At 44.3% G+C, this 25,179-nt stretch carries 14 protein-coding genes; 3 read left to right on the forward strand and 11 right to left on the reverse strand.

From position 1 onward, the window contains the following. Genes BUC20_RS04495 through BUC20_RS04515 form a run of 5 tightly spaced genes read right to left on the reverse strand, consistent with a single transcriptional unit; the run spans position 1 to position 3,644 of the window. Complete coding sequence (locus BUC20_RS04495; protein ID WP_073227946.1) at positions 1-561, reverse strand: suppressor of fused domain protein; 561 nt, start codon at positions 559-561, stop codon at positions 1-3. A gap of 42 nt (positions 562-603) precedes the next feature. After that, the gene (locus tag BUC20_RS04500; protein WP_073227949.1) at positions 604-978 is read right to left on the reverse strand and encodes an Imm10 family immunity protein; all 375 of its coding nucleotides are present in this window, start codon (positions 976-978) and stop codon (positions 604-606) included. A gap of 13 nt (positions 979-991) precedes the next feature. After that, the gene (locus BUC20_RS04505) at positions 992-2,251 is read right to left on the reverse strand and encodes a hypothetical protein (protein WP_159441051.1); all 1,260 of its coding nucleotides are present in this window, start codon (positions 2,249-2,251) and stop codon (positions 992-994) included. Between the two features lie 8 nt (positions 2,252-2,259). Beyond that, positions 2,260-2,730 carry an SMI1/KNR4 family protein gene (locus BUC20_RS04510; RefSeq protein ID WP_084528527.1) on the reverse strand — a complete coding sequence of 157 codons (471 nt, stop codon included), beginning with the start codon at positions 2,728-2,730 and terminating at the stop codon, positions 2,260-2,262. 2 nt (positions 2,731-2,732) lie between these two features. Continuing rightward, positions 2,733-3,644, reverse strand: coding sequence for a BatD family protein (locus BUC20_RS04515; protein ID WP_159441052.1), 912 nt, complete (start codon positions 3,642-3,644; stop codon positions 2,733-2,735). A gap of 551 nt (positions 3,645-4,195) precedes the next feature. Between BUC20_RS04515 and BUC20_RS33875 the strand changes: the two genes are divergently transcribed. The 3 genes from BUC20_RS33875 to BUC20_RS04525 are packed head-to-tail and all read left to right on the forward strand — an operon-like array spanning position 4,196 to position 5,703. After that, positions 4,196-4,363, forward strand: a complete 168-nt coding sequence (locus BUC20_RS33875) for a hypothetical protein (protein ID WP_159441053.1) — start codon at positions 4,196-4,198, stop codon at positions 4,361-4,363. A 47-nt stretch (positions 4,364-4,410) separates the two neighbouring features. After that, positions 4,411-4,869: a GNAT family N-acetyltransferase gene (locus BUC20_RS04520; protein ID WP_073229473.1), complete on the forward strand. Its 459-nt coding sequence runs from the start codon at positions 4,411-4,413 to the stop codon at positions 4,867-4,869. Between the two features lie 21 nt (positions 4,870-4,890). Further along, positions 4,891-5,703 (forward strand): lipoyl domain-containing protein, encoded by an 813-nt coding sequence (locus tag BUC20_RS04525; protein ID WP_073227955.1) that lies wholly within the window; start codon positions 4,891-4,893, stop codon positions 5,701-5,703. A gap of 1 nt (position 5,704) precedes the next feature. Here the strand turns inward: BUC20_RS04525 and BUC20_RS04530 are convergent, their stop codons facing one another. From BUC20_RS04530 to BUC20_RS04555, 6 genes are all read right to left on the reverse strand, one after another. Further along, positions 5,705-6,211 (reverse strand): SecDF P1 head subdomain-containing protein, encoded by a 507-nt coding sequence (locus BUC20_RS04530; RefSeq protein WP_073227958.1) that lies wholly within the window; start codon positions 6,209-6,211, stop codon positions 5,705-5,707. Positions 6,212-6,253: 42 nt separating this feature from the next. Continuing rightward, positions 6,254-6,712 carry a hypothetical protein gene (locus BUC20_RS04535; protein WP_143166696.1) on the reverse strand — a complete coding sequence of 153 codons (459 nt, stop codon included), beginning with the start codon at positions 6,710-6,712 and terminating at the stop codon, positions 6,254-6,256. 107 nt (positions 6,713-6,819) lie between these two features. Continuing rightward, complete coding sequence (locus BUC20_RS04540; RefSeq protein WP_073227963.1) at positions 6,820-8,658, reverse strand: hypothetical protein; 1,839 nt, start codon at positions 8,656-8,658, stop codon at positions 6,820-6,822. Between the two features lie 33 nt (positions 8,659-8,691). Beyond that, positions 8,692-9,231, reverse strand: a complete 540-nt coding sequence (locus BUC20_RS04545) for a hypothetical protein (protein ID WP_073227966.1) — start codon at positions 9,229-9,231, stop codon at positions 8,692-8,694. Positions 9,232-9,260: 29 nt separating this feature from the next. Further along, positions 9,261-17,540: a Tc toxin subunit A-related protein gene (locus BUC20_RS04550; RefSeq protein ID WP_073227968.1), complete on the reverse strand. Its 8,280-nt coding sequence runs from the start codon at positions 17,538-17,540 to the stop codon at positions 9,261-9,263. A gap of 28 nt (positions 17,541-17,568) precedes the next feature. Then, a complete protein-coding gene (locus BUC20_RS04555) occupies positions 17,569-24,900 on the reverse strand; it encodes a SpvB/TcaC N-terminal domain-containing protein (protein WP_073227970.1) in 7,332 nt (2,443 codons plus the stop codon). Between the last annotated feature and the right edge of the window lie 279 nt (positions 24,901-25,179).

A 25,179-nucleotide genomic window follows, 5' to 3' on the forward strand; every position in this document is an offset into this window, starting at 1 on the left:
TTACAATACAGATTTTCTATTCATATCAAAAATGTCAATCTCTTTCTCCTCAAATAATGCTTCCAAAGCTTCAGCGCTATTGTTTTTTCTGAATTCTAATTCAGCATCTGAAATAGCAATACCCAGTAAAAAGGATATTTTTTCATTTTGCACTTCAAAATCTTCAAGTTTATCTTCCCACAAATACGGGTTGCTGAAATAGATATGTTTCATTTCTAGGTCCTTGTAATACATTTCGACCAAAGTCTCAAAAACTGTCCCAGGGGAAACTTTCCAGTGATCCTTTATGCAGAAAAAAGCACTTGTACTTAATATATTCCCTATTTTATCATTGTCAGCATATCCTGCGAACATTAATTCATATTTCTCATTACCGATAGAAAAATCAGATAACCCAATCGTGGAGTAAAAGATAACGTCTTTATCAGTTGGATCAGGACATTCCATAATGAAGATGGCATTTTCACCAGAATCATCACCGTATTTGATGACTTTAGGTTCAACTCCAATAATTGGAGCTAATTTTTTATATATTTCTTTTTGTTTTTCTGTTGGTTTCATATATCTGAAAAATAAGCTGCTACAGCTGACCGAAATATATTTCTATTCGAAAGACTGTTCCATATTTATTTGTAATAAATCGCCAAATATCCCCTTCAGATATTCAACAAAATTCTTAGGCAGATCTACATTTTCAATATCTATTATGATTTGACTCTCTTGAACAACAAGCGTTAAATTTTTATGATTAATCCTTATTTCTTTACAGCAATTAAAGCATGAATCTCCATTACATTCGACATATATACCATTAGATTTTGCATTTGGGTTGTCATTTTTACCAAATTTATAGGGCTTTTGAAATAGGATATATTTTTCATAATCAAATTCATCTTCAGCGAGCCCCACAAGGTAATAGTTGTCTTTTTTCTCTATAGATGCATGTGCAAATTTTGCCTTAAATTCTACTTTATCCATGTTTTGGTTTTAGTTAATAGATTTCCATGATCTTATCAGCATGCAGGATATAGTAATAGAGGATGGTACGGAGCTGCAATATATGGTCTTCAAAATAAACATCACCACCTTCAGTGCTGTTGGCAGCAGAAGCAATAGCGTCTTGTCCCATGCCTTTGGATAGGGATTGTGAAAAACGCACTTGCTGTTCCTTGGATCTTGCCAGGTCATCAGCCTTTACTCCTGCTTTCTGCAATGCGATCTTTTCCTCCAGCTCTATTTTCTTTAATATACAGTCTGGCTGATTTTTACAGGCAGCCGCATTTTCTTTAATTTTACCACTAAAGCCATCACCTGAATAAGAAGCCAACGCGTTATAGCTGCACATCAGGTTATAGGTTTGGGAAATAAGAAGGAAGCGTAATGCTTCTTTTTCAAACGGGCTGAGTTTCAACCCATCAATGACCACTCCTTCCGCTTTGATCCATTCCATAGCCAAAGGTTTCAGTTCTTCCCAATCGCTTCTTGTAGCCATGTGCGGAAGGCTTTCTTTATTTACAATTTTGTTCAGATAGTTTTTGCCAAGCTCGCTCAGGCAACCGGGTAATCCTTCTTTGTTACTGATCTCACACAAGCAGGCAAGTTTGCCCTCACAATTTTGGGTGTAAGGCAGGAATTCGAATACACAATCCTCCGCCACACCAAGTGGAATATCTCCGTTAAGCCGGGCATAAGTTGCGCGGTAAGGCTTTATGTAATTATCCTCCAGATCCAAAAGGAGCGCATATTGTTTTTTGTCGTTATAGAGAATATCATATGCATAAGCAATGACCATTACAGATTGTGCGGTAAGACTTTTGGGCAATTCAGCAGCCAGGGCTTTGTATTTTTCTCTTGAGGGGCTGGAAGTTCCAAAATCAGTAAGCAGGCAATAAAGCAAACGTGTTTCTGCCGGAACTTTAGGGTCTTCAATTGTGGTTTTGTATTTGCTTTCGACAAACTGTTTATATGCTTGTCTGTACCTGGTAAAGTATTCCTCAGTACCGTCATCATCTTTCCATTCAAAATAACTGGCCAGAGCCGAAATCAAGGTCGCCTTTTCACCAAGGCTATGATCGGAATTCAGGTAATTCATAAAAGGTTCTTCTGCCATACCATTTTTTGAAGCGGACTGAATCATACTGTCATTTTCGAATAATTTGGTAAATCCTAATCCTGGTAAAAAGGAAGAATCAGCATTGGCAGAATTTACAAGCAGGAAGCACAAAAAAAAGAGTGTCAGGTATTTTTTCATAAAATTCATTAAAGTTCATTAAGCAGGTCTGGGTTTTCTAAAAATGCTTTTAAAAAATCAACCAGAGCATCTGAAACTCTGATATCCATACAATAGATTGCATTCTTTCCCCCATCGTCAATTTTATTCATCGCCAGATATAGTCCTTCATTTACTTCAAAAAACAAAAGTTTATCATGGTTATAAAGATCTTGGTATACCTCTAAATCAGGATCAAATTCAAATTCATCCAACTTAAGATTTATTTGAGTTAAAGAAAATGGATCCATGAACCGATTGATGTTTCCGGTACTTCTGTTGAAAAAACCGTAACCACATTGTTGATAGAACTGATGTAGTTCTACTGGCAGATTAGTTTCTAACTTTTCGATCGCTATTTTAATGTCCTCTTCTCCAACAGGATAGATGATGATATCATGGTCAGTATCCTGGGATTCATCAGAGACCTTATGCTGTGCTAAAAATGAAAAGTCGCTCATGTTTATTTTACTTTAAACTCAAGGGCCTGGGATTTAATCTGAAGTTGCGTTGCCCCCTTGTCTGTTACCTTGTAACCGCCGCTATCCTGAGGTTCAAATTTGCTAAAATAGTCTGTATTACTTTTATACACATGGTATTCAAACTCGCTTGGTTCTATTTTAAACTCACCCTTATTTTTAGGCACAAGACCGGTCGTGAAAATTTTCGTTTTCACATAGCTGATACCGTTAATAATTTCAATGCTCTTGCGATCCCCCATTGCGTCCCAATCGAAATTGACCAATTCAAAGTTCTGCTTTAGATAGTCTTCAAAGCCTTTAATACCAGCAATATCATCCAGCGTTGGTTCACTTGAAATCGTGATTTCATTATCTTTTCCGGTCACAGATCCCTTAATTGCCATGTTTTTCTTCCTTTTAACGTTTATAAACCGGCTGTATTCATAAAGGCTGATGGCAATGGTATCTTTAAGACTGTACACCGCTTTATCCGAAGTTAATGCCACTTTAACAGCGTCGGCGCCCACTTTTAACTGCTGAACCACATTGATAGAAAATGGGCGCGTTTTGTATTCCTTCCCTTTTACTTTCATGGTCAACACCGGAAAATCGATCTTTCCCAATTTTTCAGGACGTGCATAAGTATAAAAATGAAAATACGACGTCACTTTACCATTTTCATCAGTAGACTCACTTTCATTTATCTTATCTGAGATCCGGCTTAAGCCATCGGTTAAGGTCAATCCCTTGATCTGATCGGTCGCCGATGAGACATGATCTGGTTTCATTGCAAAACGCACATAAAAATCGGTGTTCTTTCCGATCTCCACCTCAGGCTGAACCACGTATTGAATGAAATCAGGTTCTTTTTTCTCCTGGCAACTGGAGAAAGAGGTCCAGAATAAAGTTGTCATACACAGAAGTGTCTTTTTTATCATTTTATTATCCATTATTGAAAGCAGAACACCTGCCTTTTCCCGAAGATATTAATATATTCTGTATTTATTTTTTGTTTACTCCTTACACTCAGGCTGCAGAACTGCGGCTACCAAAATCAGGAGAATAAATGGATGCTTGTACATCGTGCTTATTTTTTAATAAATATACAGACCACAACAGGAGTTTGCCAGGCAAACTGGTATAGCTGAACATTGAATCTACATTCGTAGTAGTTTAGCCCATATTTGATTTACCCTTAGCTGACTGGCGCAGTATTTACCTCCGGCTTTTGCTAAGAAAACTGAACAGGAATTTAAGAGTGATGTGTACTATAGGAATGTGATCAAAAAAATCGTTGTCAATGATAAATTGTGGCAAGAGATTAAAGGTTTATTGATAAAGGAACTTCAGGTGGAGCAAGAACCAGTCGCACCCAACGGATTCCAGGTTGCTAAATTTTATTTAAAAATAATATTAAATTACTAAAGATAAACCGTAGATTACGAATAACTTAAATATCATTAAAATGGAAAAGTTTATTTTGATGCTCACGCCCAATGGAAACAATAAATCCAGAACTTATTGGATCAACCTGCTTTGCTTTCTATTTCTCGTTACTGCCTACTTCTTTGATCATAAAGATCAGTTTCTAAAAGGTGTAATGCAAGGACTATACGACTTTACCGGTAAATAGCCGGGTAAAGGATTTACTGTATCTTGCCGTGTTAATCCGTAATGCTCATGCTTATTATTAAATACACACCGGCTTTCAGAGAGAGATGTATTGAAATCTTTAAAAGCAATTTACCCAAATTCTTTGCTCCTGAAGAATTGCAATTCTTTGAAGCTTTTTTAGATGGTGATATTAAGGATAACTACTTTGTTGTCAAAGATGATCAGCAGGTAGTAGCCTGTGGGGGAATATTTCTGAATGAGGCAACTGATGAGGCGGGCCTGTCCTGGGGAATGGTGCATGCCCAATACCATTTGAAAGGAATAGGCAAAGTGTTTACACAATATAGAATAGACCTGTTAAAGCAATTATATCCTGCCAAAAATTATAAAATAGAGACCTCACAGCATACAGCCGCATTTTATGAAAAAAATGGCTTTAAAACGGTGGATATAATTCAGGATGGATTTGGTAAGGGGATTGACCAGTATATCATGAAAATAGATCATACGATGATTGACAAATAATCTTTACCTTCCATCACCAATATGCAGGACTATAATAAACGACATGCTGAGGCGATTAACTACTTCAGGAATGAGGCAAGAAAAGCCTTTGCAGCGATTTGTGACCGCTTCGGTTTACAGGAAGAAAATGTCACCCTACAAGATACAGATAACTTATTTCAGGTAACCTTTTCGAATAGTAAGATCCGAATCCGGGTGGAGGGCATCAACTGGGGCATGAATACAGGTGTCTGTTTTGGAATGAATACCCGGGATAGTAATTTATACGGCATTCATCAACTCATCAAAAAGCGAAAACCTGCAACACCTGTTACTGGTAATCAGACCGACCAGCTTTTTGGATATGCTGATTACCTGATGACCTATGCTACTAATATTCTCCAGGGCGACACCTCCTTTTTTAATCAGCAGGACGCGTTGATCAAGAAAGAGAAAGAAAAGTCCCTGAAAGCCATTCAAGCCGAATCAGCCAGAAAAATTTCTGAAGGCTATCTGAAAATTGATACGCAATTCGGACTAACGGTCTGGAGAAAACCCCGCCCACTTTTACCCGCATATAACCATGTTAAAGCTAAATTTCCACATAGCTTTGAAGTCGTCCTGAATGAAGGCGATTTTTTAGGCTCAGGGAATGATGAAGCGATCATCAGCGAGTGGAAAATAGAATTGGAGGAGATTGTTAAGAAAGATCAGGTGATTTGTGAGGTAAGTACTGACAAAGTTTCGCTTGAAATTGTTGCACCGGAAGCAGGTCGGTTGGTATGGTTGCTGGAAGAAGGTATTGCAATCAAATTTTCGGCCTGTATCGCGTTAATTGAGCCGCAGCATAAATGAACTAGTGCTCAGCCTTGATCATTGCTTTGAATTTTTCAAGTTCTTCTTTTGAATAGATCCCCCGATCCATTACCGTTATACCATTATCGACCTGATCCCTTACACTTACGACATACAAGAGCTTGTTATCAAGAATAAATGCAAGTTTTTTCCCAATCGACTTCTTTGTTGCGATTCCCATAAGCTTTGCTCCTGCTAAGTCAAGCTCCATAACCAACCGATATTTATATTTTGGCGCATTCAAAGTGCTTCCATCAATTAAAAAACTGTTGAAGTTGCTTGCTGTTACAATTGCGGTTTTGTCTATAAAACAATGCTCTTCCGACTTATCCAATTGTCTTTTGAAACCTTTAGGGCCATCAACAACGTAATACCAACCGGTCTTAAGAATTTTGCTCTCGCCTTGCATCGTTTCTCTGCCGATGGATTTGTTGACAGCACAAACGATCAGAAGTATTAATGATAGTTTTAAAGCTACCACAAAAGTTTGTTTTCGTTTTATCATCATATGCTTGTTTATGGTTGATCAAAAAAGACAGAATAGCAGAAATCAGGTTTTGTTCTTATTCACTATCAAATTCTCTCCAAATTTTCTAAAAGAGTCCTGAGCAGCAGGCATTAGGTTTTCCAAAACATTTTCGGACTTACCTTCCTGTTGTACTTTTTCTAAATTATTGGATGCATCATAAGAGAAAATATAAGTTTCATCATAAGTATCTGACACCGACTCATCTATAAACATTTCTACCCTGAATTTCACTTTTATAGTGGCATCGTTTGAGCTGATATTTTCCGGGGAATAACTCATCGCACAACCCGAGCCACAGCTGATCACCATTGAGTCCTTAATGTAATCTTTTATTTCATTTGACTTTGTTGAGCCAGTCTTTTGTTTTTGAACCTCAGCGGTATCTTTTGTACTGCCCGTTTCTACTCTTGAAGCGCTATTCTGGCATCCTATTGCACAAAATAATAAGATACAGAAAGTTAATTTTTTACTGATTTGCATTTTTAAAACTAATGAATTCCTGATAAGAATCCGCATCCGTTTGATCTGAAAACGTAAAAGGAGGCCATCTGACCTCCTCTTACGCAATAACACAGTTTTAAAAATCTTTATTCTTCCGGTGCCTGGAATTCTGCCTGTGAGTGTGCAGGATCCATGCCGGTACCCAATGAAGATTTCAGGTTTTTTACAGTGACCTTATAATTTACTCCTGCTTCCAGTTTAACCGTAAGTTCCACAGCAAAATCCTTTTCTGAACTGCGTACAGCTTCCAGTACTTTTACCTCTGGTACAAAAGTATAGTTGGAAACGTCGTCTGCAGTTGCAGGATTGATTGGCAGGTTGAAAATCAACTCCACACTATCCAGATTCGCCGCCTGAGCAACCTGTAAATCGATCAGCTTAGGAGGCGTGCCACCTGCACATGGAGGTAAACCACCACCAAATGGTGCAGATTGAATCACTTCCAGGCGACAACTGATAGATGGATCTGTGATTGGATCACTTCCTCCGCGATGGTCTTTAATATAACCAAACAGCATTGTCCATTGCTGGATTGCAGCATTGATATAACCAAATGCAGGGTCTCCCAGCCATAATTTGCCGGTGATATTTCCGAAGGCGTAACGATCGGCCTGTCCTATTGCAGTGTATCCGAAAAGAACTTTAGGTTCTCCTCCATAGAAACAACCAACTCCATGTGCCATCGCCATCAGCAGCCCTTCAAAGTTGAAATCAACCAACCTTGCAAGTCCGCCTGAAACCTGTACGATTTTCTTTCCATAGGCTTCAAATGCATATACATTTGGCAGCATATCGAAGACATCCAGATAAAATACAATGTCAGGAAAATAACCGTTCAGCTGTATTTGTGCAGTGTCGTAGAAATATTTAGGGGTAGGATCCGAAAGCGGAACCTGCTGGCAATTGGCGAGTATTTCCTTAGCCTGATCCTCGGTAAATAAAGATTGTGCACCAATCGGAAGAATTGATGCGACACGAGTATAGGTTTTGAAAGCACCATTGCCCAACGCTTTAGGCGCTTCTGCCCCATCTTTATTTTTCTTGTAGCGGAATTCGAAATGTGTGGAAGACAACTGAGTCTGGGCATTTTCCGCTCTTAAGGCGATTTCGTAAGCTTCAGTTCCTATTACCGCATGAACGTTATCTACATCGTGCTTAAGCGAGGCATGAAGCTCGCCAAACTTCACCTGCATTTCAAAATCTCCGGCTACGACGCCACCAGCCAGAATCAGATGTCCGTCTGGGGTACCGCTCCATGGATTATCAGTTGCGATGTGATGTACACCGCCGTTGTAAGTACCAAGGCTCACAAATTTTATTTCAACCGGGGCACCATTTTTGTCAACCAGTTGCATTCCTGGTGTCAGCTTATTGGCCGTAGTGAATTTACCGTTTGCAAGCAGAAAAGGTTGTTCCTGAGTACAGATCAGATCTCTCACTACCGAGTCTTCAAAGCCAATGTAAACCATAAAAGGCTGGGCTCCTTCGCCCGTACCCATACTGAATTTAACAACAGACTCCTTCCAGTCGGGGTTGGTTACGCCCCTGGTGAGTACTTTTGCACCGTTAGGAATGGTGTACATTTCGGCATAGCCGCCAGGAACTGCAACCAGCGTATCCTTGGCAAAACATGCGCAGCAACAATAGCACCAGCGCTGCTGCCATGCAGGATCTGCCTGATGCAGTGCATCACACTCCTTGAAATAGGTTGCAGGTGGAAAATACCTGTTCGTATTGGTTACAGAATTCCAGCAGGTAGCAACTTTTACCTGGAAGTAGATGATTCCGGCATCTACACATTCATCATGGTAATCTCCACCCACACCGGTGAGTGTATCACAATGATAAGGAAGGTTAAGACTGTCGCACGCTATGCGACCTTTGTCCTTGATTTTTTGCAGGCAAACATTCGGATCGTATCCCATTTTGTTTTGTTTTAGTGATGATTATTTGATTGATTAATTATTTTCGGTTTCTAAATACTCTTCCTCCCATCGGTTCTCTCCTACTTTAAATGGATGTTTATCCGGGCAGGTGTCTGTACCCCTCCTGGCCTTTACTTTAACCACACAGCCACATTTTGAACACACTGATTTATGGTTCATCGCACCCGAGATGCTGTAAAGGGCATTCTGATCTGATGAAGGCACACGGAGATTCGGACAGGTTTTGCAGGCATTGACCCTTCGCTCATAAGTTTCATTTGAAACGGTAGAAAAACCTGTCCCTGCCCATTTCAGCAAGGATTGGGCTGCCCTTTTCAGCAATGTGGGTGTAGGGATGTCAATAGCCACCTGTTCAGCCACTGCAGGTGGATGCATGAGCAGATAATTGAGGTACTCTGTTTCATTCCGCACCACAAGGAGGTGATGTGCATAATTCGGATCGGCCAATGCTGTGAGCAGCACCTTTTCCGGCACCGGCACATCCAGTCCCAGGATCGCTGCCATCTCGATACATTGCTCTTTGAGCCTGTTCTCGTTTATATTTTCTTTCATGTGAAATCTGAATTAATTAGAAAACTGTGTTAATATACTTTCGCCTGATACAACCCGATCACCTGGACGTTCAACAGCTTTTCACCATCAATATGTCCGTCTTTTAAAAGGGGCTTAATGGTGTCACTGCTGAGGTCGAACTCCAGCTTCCAGCTGACAGGAAGTTTTTTGGCGTCCCAGTTGATGCCCGCGATGGTCCCCTGGCCTTTGTTTAGCGGCGGACTGGCCTCATGGCCGGCATCTATTGCCAGCTTGAGGAATGTTGCACCATTTGCAATGTTTACCCCCGCAGCCAATTCCAGTTGCAGAATGATCGTGTCGTACGCAAACGTCTTGAAATAGCCCATTTGCGCCGGATCATTTTTAATGGTAAGCGTCTGTTTGGTGGCATCTTGTGTATCCATAAGGAAAGCTAGCCAGGCGCTGCTCTGCATGTTGCTGCTGATGAGGATACCACCTGTTAAAGGCACTTTTGCCAATTCAGCTTTTACATCTGTTTCCAGTTTCTGATCGAAAAATGCGGTATATTTTAGCGTAATGACCACATCAGACAACTGGTTGAAATCAAACCTGTTGGTTTCCTTAGGCATGCTCAGCTCCCAGTCTGACACCGCACCGGTGTTTTCAAAAGGAAGGTAGCGGGGCTCCTGAAAATCGAGTACAAACAATCCCGAATCGTCCACACCTTTGGAGAGCGCGATCATCTGGTTCACTCCCCAGTCTTCGCGCAGGCCTTCCGCAGGTTTTGGGTTGTTGTTATCCAGCAGGTATTTTACAGCGGCAATGGAGGTGCCATTCAACACGACATAGTTTTTTGTCTGTTTCAGGATGGCTTTAACCTCCTGATATGGTCCCAGAACCGCAGGAATGGAAACAGAAATCGTTTTGATTTTGCGGGCGTACTGACCAGGGTAATCATAATCGAACAATGCTTCTGTAAACTGGAAGGTGCATTTCCCGGTATTGATCAGATCGAGCAGGGCATCCGGTGCCAGTACGGAAAGCGGAATGGTTTTCACCACATCCAATGCGCGTACATCCCCAGCCCTGAAGGCACTGTCCATACGGTTCAGCGATAACCTCAGTCCTTCACCTGCGGTAAGTCCTTTATGCAGACTATCCCAATAGTCGAATGTAAGGAAGCGTTGTGTGCTGTTCATTTCATACTGGAAGGACGCTTCTGCCTGCCTTGCAGCTTCGAGAGCTAAAGCATAGGTCTGGAAATAGGTACCACTAAGACTGCCTATCATCCATTGGTATAACTCCCGGTTGGTAAACTTATTCTTGAGGTAGGTTTCCACTACCTTGTTTTGTTCAATCGATTTGAGGTGAATGCTGAGGTCCTGCTGTGCAGATTCCAGCTGATAGTTTGCGGCTTCGATCTGTTGCTGGATATTTTGAGAGTCGTAAGTGGCCTGTTGTCTCTGCAGCTTCCAATCCTGAGTACGACGCTCATATCCACCCATGGTGGCCGCTTGTTGTGATACGAAGGCGCTTACTGTTGCACCAATTTCAAATGCTCCGGATGCCGCATTGACCATGGAACCTACCTGAACACCACCATAAGTCATTGCGAACGGTGATCCTACCTGTGGTATTGCGTAACCGATCGCGGCAGCAGTTTTACTGATCCCGGCCAGGATATTAAATGCAAGTCCGGAAGCCGCAGCTTCAAGGCTGGTTTTTTCAAAACCGCTCAGACCTGAATCAATCAGATCGTTATAGTGGGTTTGTCTGAAATTGGCCGAAGCAAGCGACTCGTTAAGGCCTGATATGTTGGCATTAAGTTCGGCTATCCGGTCTTCTTTTATCCTGGTGGTCATGTCCAGGATCTGTCCCTGCTGGTTTGCCTGCAGGGCAGAAAGGCCTTCTGCATCGTTCTTTTCAAGAGCGCTCAACATTCCATTACCCAGTTCGATCAACGTGCTGCATAACATCGCAGATACACTGCTGATCGAGGTATAACGATAAGGAGAAAGCTGTGGTTTTGAGCTGCTTAACGACTGTATATTATTGCCTGCTTTAGCTGCCCTGACCAAGTCTAAGGGGTTAAGCGGCGGCTCGAAGAGTGGCAATTGCCTGAAGATTCCATTGATGTTCAGAGAGTGATTGATTTTATACATGCGGTCTTCCACAAGGTCCCACCGGCTCATCAGGTTGGCATTTTCCGGTACACAGAAATAGACATTCAAATCGTTGAAAGCATGACTGAGCATTGCGGTATCCGAACCTGTACCAGTTCCGGTAAAATGTTCCAGTTCAATCAGGAACTGTGGAATACCATTCGGATATTTGGCCGCAATCTCATTGAAATTTAAGACCACATTTTCGCCTTTACAGACGCCCACTTCCTGTGGACGCGGGCCCAGCAGATCGTAGGCATATACATAAATCATATACGCGGCTGTGATGGATTCCCAGGTATCCTCGGTAAATAGCTGATCGCCCCAGGCAATCAGGTTATCGATGTACTGTATGAGCGTGGCTTTTTCGAATGCACCGATTCTCAGCCTTGCGATTGCAAAAGGATCGAAAGGGTCGTCGTTATAAACTTTTATTGCCGGATTATTATCTGACAACATCTCCTGCAGGCTTTCCAGGTTATGTGTCCGGAAAGGTCTGAATTGCCAGTAATGACTTGAAGGCGCATTGAGCTGATAGTTTAACAGCTCATTACGAACCATCAACAGCTGATCGCTGCTCAGCGTCGGATCCTGAACTTTAAGGAAGCCGAGGTCTGTAGTAGCTTTGAATTCAGGGTTTACTTCGCCGGCAGCATTAAGTATTGGTGCCGGAGGGTCTCCAATGTTATGGTTCTTAAGGTTGGTTACAATGCCAGTGGCCTGTTGCAAAGGAATATTCCCTTCAGAGTCGCGCGTAAGCGCTTCCGGGGTTACAAAATCTTCCCGGCTGGTGGGATTAAAAATGTATTGATGCCAGGTGGTTGCATCAGGAAACTTCTGATTGATCTTCAAGGTATAGGAAACCAGCATGGGAATATGATAAAAGATTTCCCAGTAATACTGTCCGTATAAGCCATCATAGTCTACCTGTGTCGCATCCAATGCGGCAGGCCATTGCAGATTGCTTGTAGAGGGATCAAACCTGTCGAATGGCAGTACAGGGACTACAGGAATCTGTTGTGTTTTGAGGCTGAGCAATTCGTCTACCCCGTTAACAAACAGGGCACGGCTGATCTTGTTGACCGCACCGGTAGACAACCGGACTACATCAAACACAAATTCAGAAGTCTTCGTGTTATTTTTTGCATCCCCCTCATTGGCATAGTTGAGCTGAACTGCCTCCGGACAAGTCGCCAGGATCTTAAATACTGAAGCGATCTGCGACTGAGATAATTTATTGGTGTTGAGCAGATTTCCCAGGGCAGTCATCAGGTTCTGCCCGTTGAGGTAAGCATCGTTTATCCTTCCTGTCGGATCAATGATGCTGAATTTGATCAGGGCCTTGAATATATCCTCCGAAACACTTTCGGTGACCCCCACCGGTACGAAACTGTATTTGAAAATGATGGACGCATTGATAAAAGCACGGTATACATATCCCACCTGAGCATCAGTCATATCGCCCAGCTCAACGAAGAAATCAAGTGTATTTTCAAAGTTGGCCCATGTGGCTTCGGCTGTAGGCCGCCCGTTGACCAGTAAGTTATACTTCACTAATCTGTCGTATATTTTGACCGATAAGTCAACGCTGATGCTATCCTCTTTTTCTGTCGGTTCATAAACGGTATACACCATGACTGCAAATGCAGTGCTGATCAGCGGAGGACCAATGCGCAGGCTTTCTGCAAAAGTACTGAAGGCGGTTTGCCCCAGAGTTTTTGGCTTAGGGATGAGCAGGAATATTTCATCACTTACGGTAAACATGAACCAGCCTGGCTGTGTGGCCACCGGCACGATACTGCCTCCCATCACCTGGCCAAACAATGGTGTTGCTTCCATGTGATTGAAAAGCACCTGCAGGATGGCCGGAAACTGCATCGGTCCAAAAACATTATAGGCCAGGATACTTTGCAAAGACTTATACAGGTCGAGGGTTACCATAGCCGCCGGGATCACCATTCCGTTATCGTCGATTACTTTTGCCGTTTTCAGGGCGACAAAAATTTTGGTGCTGAGATCGGCTGAGATTCCGGTAGTGATAAAAGAATCGCCATCCAGCGGTGTGGCCAGACTGGTCGAATCCAGACTGCTATCGTCCTGCGCCCGGCGGTTGCTGTTGATGGCTTCTGCGCTATGAGAAATTTGCATAATCTCTCCTGAGCTTTGAAGCTCTGCCCTGATGGTCGATAAAGGACCGTTAGCCAGATAAGGGTCGGTCATGATGAATTCTTCGCGATGAACCAGGACGTCCCGGTCGAGGCTCACATTGATGACCCGCGTTTGCATTAAGGACAGGTAACCCGTATTTTGCCCCACGATCATTCTGTTATGGTCTTCGGCCCTGGAATGCAGGTTTGCCCAGAAGGCAGCTGCATTCGGATCTGTTGTTGGCGCTGAACTTTCTGCGTCCACAATTGAAGAGGTATTCGCTATATTTGGTCCATACATGACCACCAGCCGTTCAGAACCTGCCTTAAAGGAAGGAGCGTTCACATAGCTGTCAGCATTTACGCTGAAGGCAAAGACTTTGTTCCAGCTGGAGTTGTTCAGGTTAAAATCCCCCTCAAAGACCGGAGAATTCATCAGGTTGATTTTCCTGCTGTCATCTGCGTTGGAGTATATCACCTCCTGGTCTACCAGTGTCTGAGGCTGAACCCACTTTCCAGTCTCATTCAGGAAAGAGTATTTCAGCGTTGCAGTATAGACGAGACTATTATTGGTGGTCACGGATCCGCCACTACCAGACACGGATGAGGTATTGTTTTTTGTGATTTCTACCCAGAATATAAATGGCCTGTTGAAGGCATAGACCAGGCTGCAATTCGGCGAATTGATGGTCAGGTCTATTTGCGTCCAGGGGGTCCATGGCATGGACTCCGGCTGCTCGCAATAATAATAAACATAAGGATCGGTTTTGGATCGTGACAGCAGATAAATCCGATCGGTTTTATCAATGTTACTCCGGTAAGCATCTACCGGTTTTAACTCCGCTACCGCAGAAAACCCGTTGATATAATTGCTGAAGGCAGTATTTACATAAGGCTTGTTGATATCACCCTGTTGCAGCGTTTTGGACAGCTCTTCAAACTGAGGGGTCACATTTTTGCGCAATGTTGGAATGAGGTAATTTTCCGGATACAGGAAGATCTGTCTGTTCGCTTCCCAAACCCTGTAGTTCATCATCCATTCCCACCAGGCTTCCTGGATGTAACTCATGTCAAGTACACCTGGTTCCAGCCTCAACCTGCAGCGTTGTAAATAAGTCTGGCAGGCATTCAAGGCTTCTTTTATGTAGGAAATGCTCGTTTCGGGTCCCATTTCGACATCGGTGAGCAGAAATTCATATACGTTACGGTCTGCAGTGATGTCCTTGTAATCGGTGTTCAGCTCGGCCAGCACCAGCGGTAATAAAGCATCACGCAGGTGCAGCGCCAGATCTCCTGAAAGTGTGGCCCAAACCTGTGGCCAGCCCTGGCCATACAGCCCGGCTACCTTGTCTATCAATTGCCCGAAGGTCTTTTTGTATAAGGCCCAGTTTCCCAGTGCCGGTTTTGTTGCGAGTGAGACCAGGCTGTTCATCAATTCCGGATTTGCAGCCAGTTTTTTCATCAGTGTGAGGCAAATCTGGAGGTCCTGCAATTTCTGGCAGATGATGGTATCTGCTTTCAGAGGACCAGTGAGCAGGCTTTGAACCTCTGCCGGTAACCAGCCCGTTGCATTTTGCAAGGCCTTAAGCTGATCGGACTCAGCTGCGTTTTGCGAAGCCAGGGAAATGTATAACAAGAGGTTTTGCTGTGCATCCCCGTAGCCAACCATCATGACCTGCACCATGTTGATCCATTGAATGGATGTAAGGCTGATCGCATCAAACTGAGCAGGCAGGCCATATGCCGCCGGATATGAGGAGGTGTTGGTGACGATTTCTACAGGAAGGGCAAGATCGTCGGAAAGTGTGAGCCAGCGGGAAACCCATTGCAAAACGGCACGTACATAATCGCCATATTTTGGGGTAATTCCATCTGCATCCGCAGTCATAAAGCCGTCTTCCCAGGTGGTTACTCCTGCAGGCTTTGTCACTGCTTTCAGGCTCATTTCCAATATAGCGGTAATCCGCGGGACATCTGCCCCGAACAGAATAGCGATATTAGAGGTGATGTCATTGCCTGTTTCAGGCGTATTGGGTTTTACGTTTATCCAAAGGGTACGTAACCATTCATCGACTTTGTCTGGTTGATACCGTGGATTCACATAAACACTCAGATTTCCATTCATGATGTAATCCAGGTGATAAGAGTTTACCCCGCTATCGTCCATCCAGATGGCCGTTTTAATGAGGTTCTCCAGGTCTGCAACAGTTGGTGCAGTTGGAGTAGCCAGTTTTATGACTTTTAAGAAGAGCACATAGGCAGCCATGCTTATACGGAGTTTCTGGCTCAGTAAAGCATGTCGGTATAAGGCCGAAATCACCTCCACTGTCAATTGGACCTCAGTGGCTCCGTAAAGGTATTTCCCGAGGATATTGGCATCATTAAGACTCAGGCCAAGTCCGGGCAGAATCCTGTTGATGGATGCGGTATTGTCTTCCCCGGCATTTTCCGGTGTCCATTTGAGCGGATCGGATTTATAAAGGGGATTTAATGGATTTCCTGAGGGTTGATAAGCTGGTTTGGTTGCAACTACACCCGAAGAATTGAAAAGCGTGTCAAAAGCAGAACTGTTTCCATCTGTTGTTTTACCATAAGTTTTGATGGGCCCAGACAGTACAGAAGCCGTAGCCAGGTCTATATCCAGAAGCGAAGCACAGTCCAGCAAGCGACTAAGGTTAACGATGGCCTCGTCGTTCAATGCGGGAGCCGCCCCATTTTTGAGGCAACGCAGCACCCAATCAGTATCGGTTATCGTGACGCCAATCGCAATGGCCAGGCGTTTAATCCTGTTGATCTGGTCAAGCGGCGCTGCATCCATATTGGTGAGTACATAAGGGCCATTCGCCACTGGCTGTTCCAGTTTTACCCACTTGCCATTTAAGCCTTCATTGATGTAAAAATTCTTTTGTAATCCTGCTCCCTTTTCCAGGTCATTCAGGTCCTGATCCAGCAGCCTGGTCAGTTCTGCAAAGTTGATCCAGCTTTTCTCGATAAATGTCGTAGCATCTTTAAGGGTGACGATATCTGTTACATTATAAAAAGGAGCGATATCTTCCGGTTTTGTGAGCTGAGTGATGATAATTTGCTGTTGTTCGGGTGAGAGGCTGAGCCCACGCGCGGCAGCCACATTATCCGCTTGCTTCCAGGCCGTCAGGATAGCACCATAAGGTGCTTCGGCCTGATTCAGCAAGACCTGAATCTGGTCCAGCGGGTAATTAAAAGGCAGCTCGATGGGATAAACAAGCGTGGTGGCCAATGCCTCTATGACCTCTTCCGGACTGGCCTTGCCCAGGTAAGACTGGGCATAGGCGGTGAGCCTTTCATTTACGATCTGAAGATATGGAACAAGGTTGTTGGTATTCGCACAGGTCAGTTCAATTTCTCCGATGTCCGGCCTGCGGCTGGTAAACAAAAACTCCCTGGCGATGGTTTTTTCGTTCGGTTTGGTAACGTATTCTGAGATGATCCGCTGCAAATCGACCAGATAAGCTGCTGCACCAAAGATGGAACGGCATTCGTCGCACCTGCAAAAGTCCAGGGTACCAAAAAGGTCCTGGTAGCTGGGCAGATTCGAAAAAGTTTTCTCGACATCAGAACTGACGTTGTTCAATACGGAACCCTGGTAAAACGACGAGGCGACCGTACCCCTTACTGATGCCCAGAGGTGCATGGACTTGTTGCGAAGACCGGTGGCACGTTTATGCAGTTCTACTGCCGCTGCTTTTTCCAGTCCGAGATCATCTGCATGTTCCTTAACGAACTTTTCCCTGGGGATGACGGCGAGCTGATTGGCAGAAGTGATGCCTTTATTCATCAGGGCCTGCACCACATCATTGCTGGAATGGAGCTTTCCTAACCGTTGCTGGGTTTGCAGCGCTTTCACCGTAGCCGCTTTGGCTGGTGAGCTGAGTTTTAATTTTTTCAAGGTGGACTTATCGAAAAGGTCCACTGAATGAATGTCTATACCTGGATTTACATTCATGAATTCCTGTGCCAATTGGGATGATACAGTTTTTTGAGCATTATTTTTTTGGGCCATAATGACTTTTTTTATGCCTTTTGGTGAATTATTTAGTGCGGTTGACACCAAGTTGTGTCCATGTCTTTGTCAGTTCTTTATATTTTTCCGGAAAGAGTCTGCTGATGACATCCTGTCCGAACGGATCGGTTGTTGCAAGTGTTAATCCGGTGGCCATCTTCTGGGCCGAGGCAATCGGCTGCAGCCTTACTTTAATTCCATTCTCGTCCAATAGGGTAACTGCATCAATAAAATTTGTGGCTTTTGCAGATTCATCATCTACGAGTGTTTTTGGCAGGTCGTACGGTCGCAGGAATTTTGTGCGGAAAATATATTTCCCCTTGCCTAATTCTGTATCCAGAAACTTTTTAAAGGAAATGATCGTTCCTACACAACCCAGGCAGGGAGAAAAATTTATCCTGAGGCTAAATACAGGTTTTTTGGCCACCTTACCTGTATTTAGGGTACTGCTGGGGACGGATTCTGAGGTAAGAAATGAGCTAAGAGTAGTTGATGCACTCTCCTGATAAGCGACCCGGAACGAGTTGAGGTTCCAGTCTTCGGCATGTGGATTGATTTTTAAACCTTTCTGGTTTTCTGTACCTATTGACGGGAATTCCAGTGAAGAATCGGCCGGTCCATTCTTTCCTGTTTGCAGGGCAACACCATTCACTTTCAGGATGGCAATAACACCCGTTGTAGAGGTCACATACTGTTGTGTAATACTGCTGGTTACGCTTGACGTTCCGGTTTCATAAAAGCTTTTTCTGCCTTTTTTACTTTTTCCACTTAAATTGTCCTGACCGGCATTATCCTCTACCACAGAATCTGTCAGAGACCATGTCGCCTTACGTTTACTCGAGAGACCGTTAGGGTCTTTGTAACGCAAAGGGTTGTTTTTGACATACGCGTAGAGATTTGGGCCGTCTTTCTCCCCTATAGGATCGGCAGTGAGCCATCGTCCGAGCCAGGAAATGAAATACCGGGCACCGAAATAGTAGAAACCAGTGCTGTCGTCGCACTCTTTACCGGAGTAGCGGTAATCCTTTAAGGAAACTTCAACCTGGTTTTCGCCGGCAATGATTGCAGTTCCGCCAAAGGGAAAATAGGCTTCATAGCTGATCATCTTTCCTTCGGTGTCCATCTCGATGGAGACGGAGTCATTGCCATTGCTCATCTGGAAACGTACGCTGTGTTGTCCGGTCTTGTCTACCTGCAGTTTCCGGTTGTCCTGTTCCCAGTAGTGGATGATCGCTACGCAGGTCTGGTTGTCCATAATCCTCAGGGTTCGCTTTTCAAGCATCAGGTTAGCATTGCCATCCTGAACCTTATAATCCTGTGTGACTTCATAATTACCGATATAGGTTTTGCGCGAAATGTTGCTGACCGCCCCTCCCTGCGCCATGCGTTCGTTTACTTTCAGAATGCGGTCTTCTGCGGAGTCATACACATAATAATCGCTGTCGTCGGCTTCCTCCGGCCGTTCAATTGTGCAGGCACGCACCAGTTTTTCGCAACAATTGAAGGAAAGTGTTACGGTATTGTTGATGGAAATCTGGCGTTGGTTGCCACTTGCATCATACTCAAATTCTTTAAGATGGTTGTTGTTGTCGTTCACCGCACCATCCACGGAATAGGAAGAGCTGGCGGCGGTATGTTGCTTGTTGATCAGGTTTCCGGAGTCATCATAGGTATAGGTTTCTCTGTAGTTCTCCAATGCGCTGCCATCTCCTGCGGCGGGAAGCTGACTGAAAATAGATTGCTTAAAGCTATCCTGTGTAATGTTGTTCTTATAGGTGTTCGCATTGATCCCGGGATGCTGCCGTCCACTTGCTATAATCAACCGGTAATAGGCATCATATGTATAATCAGACATGGGGTCTACCTGCTGATTCTTGTAGAAAATGGTTTCGATACTACGATCCCAGCTTCTGGTGAGGTTACCTACAGGATCATAGGTATAGCTGATGTCCTGTACAATTTGCTGATCTGTCTGTTGCCTTGTGCTGAGCAGACGAACCAGTCGTTGCGTGGTCCATTCGTAGGTGTAGGACGTCTGTATTCCATTAGCGTACCGGATTTTTTTCCTTTGACGGTTGGCGTCATATTCTATCTTGCTGACGATCTCCTGTGTAAAGTTATCCTGACCGTTCAGGCTTATCGTGTCGAGCAGGCCGGCGATGTTATAGCTGAAGCTGGTGACTGAACCGTCTGGGGTGGTTTCGCTGAGCAGGGTTCCCCTGGCATCGAAAGTAAATGAAAGCTGGTATATTTCAGGTTCCAGTCCGACCGGATTTTTCCAGTTTGCAGGGGTTTTATAATCCTTTACCACTTGCCTTGCACTTTTAAGGACATTGCCCGCCATGCTGTACTGTAAAGTGGTGGTGCTGCCCGACAAATCTTTCAGTTCGAAGAGGCGTCCGCGAAGGTTGGCCTTATCCGCATCTGCCTGCGTTTCTCCGTAGGTAAAAACCTCTACAAGGTTAAAATCCCCGTAATTAATCACCGGACCACTGTATTCGATCAGCATAATGTTTAATTTGCTTTTCCGGTCCAGCCTGTCGTAGTCGAGCAGCTGGCAATAATTGCGTGGGCTGATAGACCAGCAGAGACCTTCAAATATGTTGTTGAAGAAACGTTCCAGGCCGGCATCAGCGCTATTGTTGGAGCTGTAACTTTTGGACCCCATCGGATAGAGGTATTTAAAGCTGTAATAATCGGTGCCCTTCTCCATATTGGATTTGAAGAGCCTCGGATCGGTGAGTAATACTTTCCTGCTCTGAATATCATATTCCAGAAGGGTGACCATCTGCTTTCCTCCTTCTGCGGTCTGGATCTCACGGATACGTGAAGCAGTCTGGTCTGTGACATAAATCGTTGGGGTGTTGTAGAAAAGAGCCGCTTTGTCCAGGGCATCTTTTTCATCCTTTTGTTCCTGGGTTGGGTTGGCAGGATAATTTGCCGTAAACCATTTATAGTAAGGGGAATCCAAAACGGTATCGTCCTCATCAAAATGCGATTCCTCCCATGCGGTATACACTACTTTCGTAAAAAAGCCTTTAGGGGTATCCTGCCGGATCTGCCGGAGCAAAGGATCATAAAAAAGGGTTGCAGGTGGAGGAACGATGCCTTCGTCGGTGATTTCTTTCTGACTTTCGTAATTGGGAGTGTTGCTGAAATAAGCCAGGTATTGTTCAGCAGCCAGACCTTTATTGTTATACACTGTCCGGCCGGATACCAGCCATCGGGTTTCCGTTTCGGCCAGCAGGATACTACCCTTGCTCCTTTTCAACAAGCCTTTATCATTTCTGGTCACCGCAAGGCCGGGCTCTACACGCATTTTCTTCTCGATGATCTTGCCCTCCCCACTGCTGAATTCCAGTTCTGTATGACAGCGGAAGGCAGTTGTATTTCCATCCAGGTAATAATAGTCGTAGCGTTCAAGGCTGACTGAGCTGAGGGGTTGTGGCTGTGCTGGTTTTTCCTGATGGAGGATCACTGAGCGTTCGTAAGCATGCAGGTCGTAAAAGAAAAAGGACCCTGCACCCTGCAGGTAATATTCGGAGTTGTAAATGACGTCCTCAAACGTGATCGGATCACCATTTTCCGCTTTATCCCTGCGGATGTATTCAGCAGGCTTGCTGTCATATTCATACAGACGCATGTTGCCACAAGGTTTTCCTTCTTCATGACCAAACAGGGTGCTGACGATGACCTTACCGAAAGGATCATAAAGCACCTGTCTGACATTATTGTTGATGTCAACAATTTGCTTTGGCAGCATGGCCTGATAATCAATTTTTGCAGTGATGACCTGTTCTGTTTGTTCGTCCAGGTATTGTGTGGATTTTATGGCAGCAAGGAAATAGAGATCATATTCCAGTGTAGATTTCCGGTACAGCTCCGAAGCAGGACTTACGAAGGAGTTTTCTACCTGCCATGGCATAAAAAAGCTGTTGGCATCTTTAAAATAATGTTGGACCAGTCCGCGGTTTTCGTAGTACCCGCTGGTATCGTTATAGAAATAACCACCCTGTTCCAGGATTACCGCTTCGCTGAGGCGGTCTCCATAGATCTGGTTAATGTTTTCTTTGGTATAAACTTGCTGGGCCTGGTGGTGGAGCAAAGCCCGGGAAGAAATTTCTCCTCCGGCAAGTGCTTCGCTCTGCAGTTCATTCCAGAAATAAGCCGTGTTCCAACTTAACTGAGCGGCATAAGGATCGGTATTTTCGGCCTTAGGGCTGCCCATATAAGGGACAACATTTGCAAAAGCCTGAGCCGCCTGTCTGCTGATTTCTGTATAGCTGAAATATTGCGATCCGGCAATATTCAGCCTGAATAATTCAAATTCCTGTTCGTCGTACAACATTCCTCTGTACCAGTATTCCTGTTCCTTGCTGGTATTGATAAAGCTTTTGGTATTTGCACTTGCTTTAAGGAGCTGTTGTTCGGGGTATATGTTAAGTTGTGCTTGCCCTGTTGTTCTACGTCCCAGAAATATACTACAGTCTTTTGTGACTTCTCCGCACTGCGGATCAACCTCCAGGGTAAATTGCTGTCTGATATTTGGGTCGGCAGGATTGCGTTCGTAATTGTATTGTATATTTTCCCGGCTGTCTATCCGGAACACCCCACGTGCATTCACCTCAGCAGCCTGGATCATGACCACTGTATAGTTTGATTGCTGAACGGTATAAGGGTATTTTGCCTCAGGCGAATCGTCCAGCCCATATACCTCCTGTCTGATCATCCGGTCTCTCAGGGCTACGTAAGCCTGACTGATTGTTTCCGGATTGTGGAGGTAAATGGCGGGATCAAAAAAACTGTCGGGAAAGTTGAGGGCGTCTTTGTCGCCATCAAAATAGCTGGTCTTGTATTGTTCCAGCAGAGCGTCGTAATCAGCATATGCTCCGGTTAAATACCAGGTCCTGGTGTAAACCGGCGGAATAGAAGCCGGAGATTCCTGATTGACCGTTTCATTTCCGGCATCCCAGGATTCTACGTAACCGAAACCACGGAAGGCTCTATTGACAGGGTCATAATAACCATCATGCCAGGCATATCGGGTCACACTGCTGATTTCCGAGATGTGGTCATACGTATTGACCTCATTTACCACCTGCACAGGAAAAGGGACTGTTGTTGGCCAGGGCCTGCCTTTTAGTTTATCCTCGAGGGCGTAATGTGATGAAGTGCCATATTTTATAGTTGTGGTACTGCCTGAATGGTTATCTATCTCAGAAAGCAGATAGGGTTTGATGGAGGCTACCCATTTGCCGTTTTCGGCTGCTGTTTCGCCGGCAAAGTTGTACCAGTATTGAACAGGAGTTGGACTTATTTTGGTAAAGATTATGCTGGAAGTGCCGTTGCCAAGGATATCGGCAAAGTTGATCTGGTCTATCGCACTAAATAATGCGGGCAGATAGATCACGATCCGATCCGAAAAAGAATTTCCAGATTGATTCAGGTAAGCTTCCACGCGATCGGGATATACATACACAAGATCTGCTGTACCGGAGCCATCCAGGTCTGTGAAAAATAAATTTGCTGCCTTAAAGTCTTCTCCAAAATCCGGCGGATTGCCCATGGTGACCACTTCATCAAAGTTTCCATATCCGAAAGAAGGCCAGCATTGCACCGACCTGTTCCGTACCCTTATGCGATGGGACATCCCATCTCCAAAAATATTCGCAAAGCCCACATATTCAACCGGGTTATCGAGTGAATTCATTGGGACGTTATTCAGGTTATCCAGGGTTTTCAGACTTTGGTAACCTTTTTCTCCCAGGGATTCATAAATGCTGATTTGCTCTGTTCCAATGATCAGTAAGTCGGTTTTCCCATTGCTGCTCAGGTCTGCTGTTTCTATATAGGGATTCGCATAATTTGTTGGGTAGCTCTCGAAAGGTTGAAAATTTTCCCAGGAATTGTTGCTTTGCAGTTCATAAAATCCGGCTTTATGCGCATCAGCCACCACCAGTTCTATGCCACCGTTTCCCTCTACATCCCGTATGGCGGCTGTACCATCACCCAGATTCCTGTTGACTGGAAATTGGCTTAGGTTTTCTGGTCTTTTATATTTCCCGCCCCCTTCAGGTTCCAGATACATTACCGAAGAGCCATCAGTGTATAGCAAACCAGGAATCCCCTCTCCATTCAGGTCTATCGGAAAAAACTGAGCAGATTCCAGCAGACCAGGAATATCGTACCCTCCACTGGTCAGGGTTTTAAACTCTGGTCGCTCAGGGGGATTAAACTCAGACCAGCTGAACTCGAGGGCTGGAAAATCCGATCTTTCGAAAGTGCTTTCGGATGCTTTCCGGAATGCGCAAAGCCCTGCTTTTTTTAGTTTTGACATGCCCAGAAAGCGGATAGGGTCATGTGTTTCCTCGTTAATATGTTCAAGGGTGCTGGCTTTAACCAGAAAAGGAGCACCCAGTTCTGCTTCAAAACAATGAAAAAGAAGGATATTCCTGCAAAGTCTGAAGGTCCTGATCTCAAAGCCGCTGCGATAAGAAGAGAAAGGATCAGGACGGCAGTCCCATTCTTTTACCGGGGTCCAGGCTACAAGAGGGTTACTGATATCGTATTCCCCATAGTCAAAGACAATGTTAAAGGCAAATGACTCCTCTGTGGCATCCTTTTTCAAATAGTTTCCATAGGAAATGGAATGGAGGTAACGTTGTGCGGTAAAGGAGCGGTTTACTTCAAAAACATCTTTTGGCACGTTGTCGTTGTTTTCTTCTTTATAGGAATAGACAATGCGATTGCCTTTAGGATCAACAGATTCATCGATCAGCCATTCGTATACCTGAAGTGGCTGAGCAGGATTAACTATGCGTGAAGTATTGTTGCGACCAAAGTAAGAGGTGACATTGGCTTTTGAGGTTACCTTCCAGTGTACTTCGGCTGTTGCCTCATTTTTCCATCGCTCTATCCTGGAAAAGGCTCCCTCTAAACGGGGCAGGTAGGTACTCAGCTCATAATTATCCCCATTCAGCTTTATGGTTTGGGGATTGGGGTCGCCTGTGACACTCTTTTTTAGTACAAGCGGTCCCTGATCGCTCATGGTGAATCCGTCCAGTCCGTCATAACGGGGAATCCTCTTTTCTGTGTTTACTGAAATTCTGGGCAGCGAAACAGAAAAGCCGAGGCCGAACTCTGAATTTCCGTCGCCTGAATTGTAATCCAGACTGAGCTCCGGTTCAAAGCCTCGTGCAGGCGTTACCGGCAAGGGAATGGAATAAGCACCGGTGCCATTAAACAGGTTCGCATTATACGCACCTCCAATGCTACGCATGGCCCCTCCTCCTTTGGGGAGATTAATCTGATCCTGAGATATTTGTTGCATTTTTCCGGGGATGACGGTTTTGTTTTTCATATTATTCAATGTTAGCTGCCTTTAATGCAGGTAAGTAGATGAAAACCTGTTAATGCAGGTATTATAGATGAAAATCTGAGACGACCTTAAATAGTAGTTGTCGAGGTATAAGATCTGATGTTGGATTTGAGCGTCATGATTCAGATGATATTTTAATGAGAGATAGCGTTATTGTTACAATAAAGTTAGCGGTAAACAGGAGGAAATATCCGCGCAGAAATACCCGAAGTTAAAACCAAGTATTTCTACTTGGTTGTTGCAGATGGTTATCTTACTAAC

The sequence above is a fragment of the Pedobacter caeni genome (genome assembly GCF_900129215.1).
Lineage (GTDB): Bacteria > Bacteroidota > Bacteroidia > Sphingobacteriales > Sphingobacteriaceae > Pedobacter > Pedobacter caeni.

Excerpts from the sequence above, each read along its gene's own strand:
- BUC20_RS04495 (WP_073227946.1), bottom strand. The coding sequence starts at position 561 with ATGAAACCAACAGAAAAACAAAAAGAAATATATAAAAAATTAGCTCCA.
- BUC20_RS04500 (WP_073227949.1), bottom strand. The coding sequence starts at position 978 with ATGGATAAAGTAGAATTTAAGGCAAAATTTGCACATGCATCTATAGAG.
- BUC20_RS04505 (WP_159441051.1), bottom strand. The coding sequence starts at position 2,251 with ATGAAAAAATACCTGACACTCTTTTTTTTGTGCTTCCTGCTTGTAAAT.
- BUC20_RS04510 (WP_084528527.1), bottom strand. The coding sequence starts at position 2,730 with ATGAGCGACTTTTCATTTTTAGCACAGCATAAGGTCTCTGATGAATCC.
- BUC20_RS04515 (WP_159441052.1), bottom strand. The coding sequence starts at position 3,644 with ATGACAACTTTATTCTGGACCTCTTTCTCCAGTTGCCAGGAGAAAAAA.
- BUC20_RS33875 (WP_159441053.1), top strand. The coding sequence starts at position 4,196 with ATGGAAAAGTTTATTTTGATGCTCACGCCCAATGGAAACAATAAATCC.
- BUC20_RS04520 (WP_073229473.1), top strand. The coding sequence starts at position 4,411 with ATGCTTATTATTAAATACACACCGGCTTTCAGAGAGAGATGTATTGAA.
- BUC20_RS04525 (WP_073227955.1), top strand. The coding sequence starts at position 4,891 with ATGCAGGACTATAATAAACGACATGCTGAGGCGATTAACTACTTCAGG.
- BUC20_RS04530 (WP_073227958.1), bottom strand. The coding sequence starts at position 6,211 with ATGATGATAAAACGAAAACAAACTTTTGTGGTAGCTTTAAAACTATCA.
- BUC20_RS04535 (WP_143166696.1), bottom strand. The coding sequence starts at position 6,712 with ATGCAAATCAGTAAAAAATTAACTTTCTGTATCTTATTATTTTGTGCA.
- BUC20_RS04540 (WP_073227963.1), bottom strand. The coding sequence starts at position 8,658 with ATGGGATACGATCCGAATGTTTGCCTGCAAAAAATCAAGGACAAAGGT.
- BUC20_RS04545 (WP_073227966.1), bottom strand. The coding sequence starts at position 9,231 with ATGAAAGAAAATATAAACGAGAACAGGCTCAAAGAGCAATGTATCGAG.
- BUC20_RS04550 (WP_073227968.1), bottom strand. The coding sequence starts at position 17,540 with ATGGCCCAAAAAAATAATGCTCAAAAAACTGTATCATCCCAATTGGCA.
- BUC20_RS04555 (WP_073227970.1), bottom strand. The coding sequence starts at position 24,900 with ATGAAAAACAAAACCGTCATCCCCGGAAAAATGCAACAAATATCTCAG.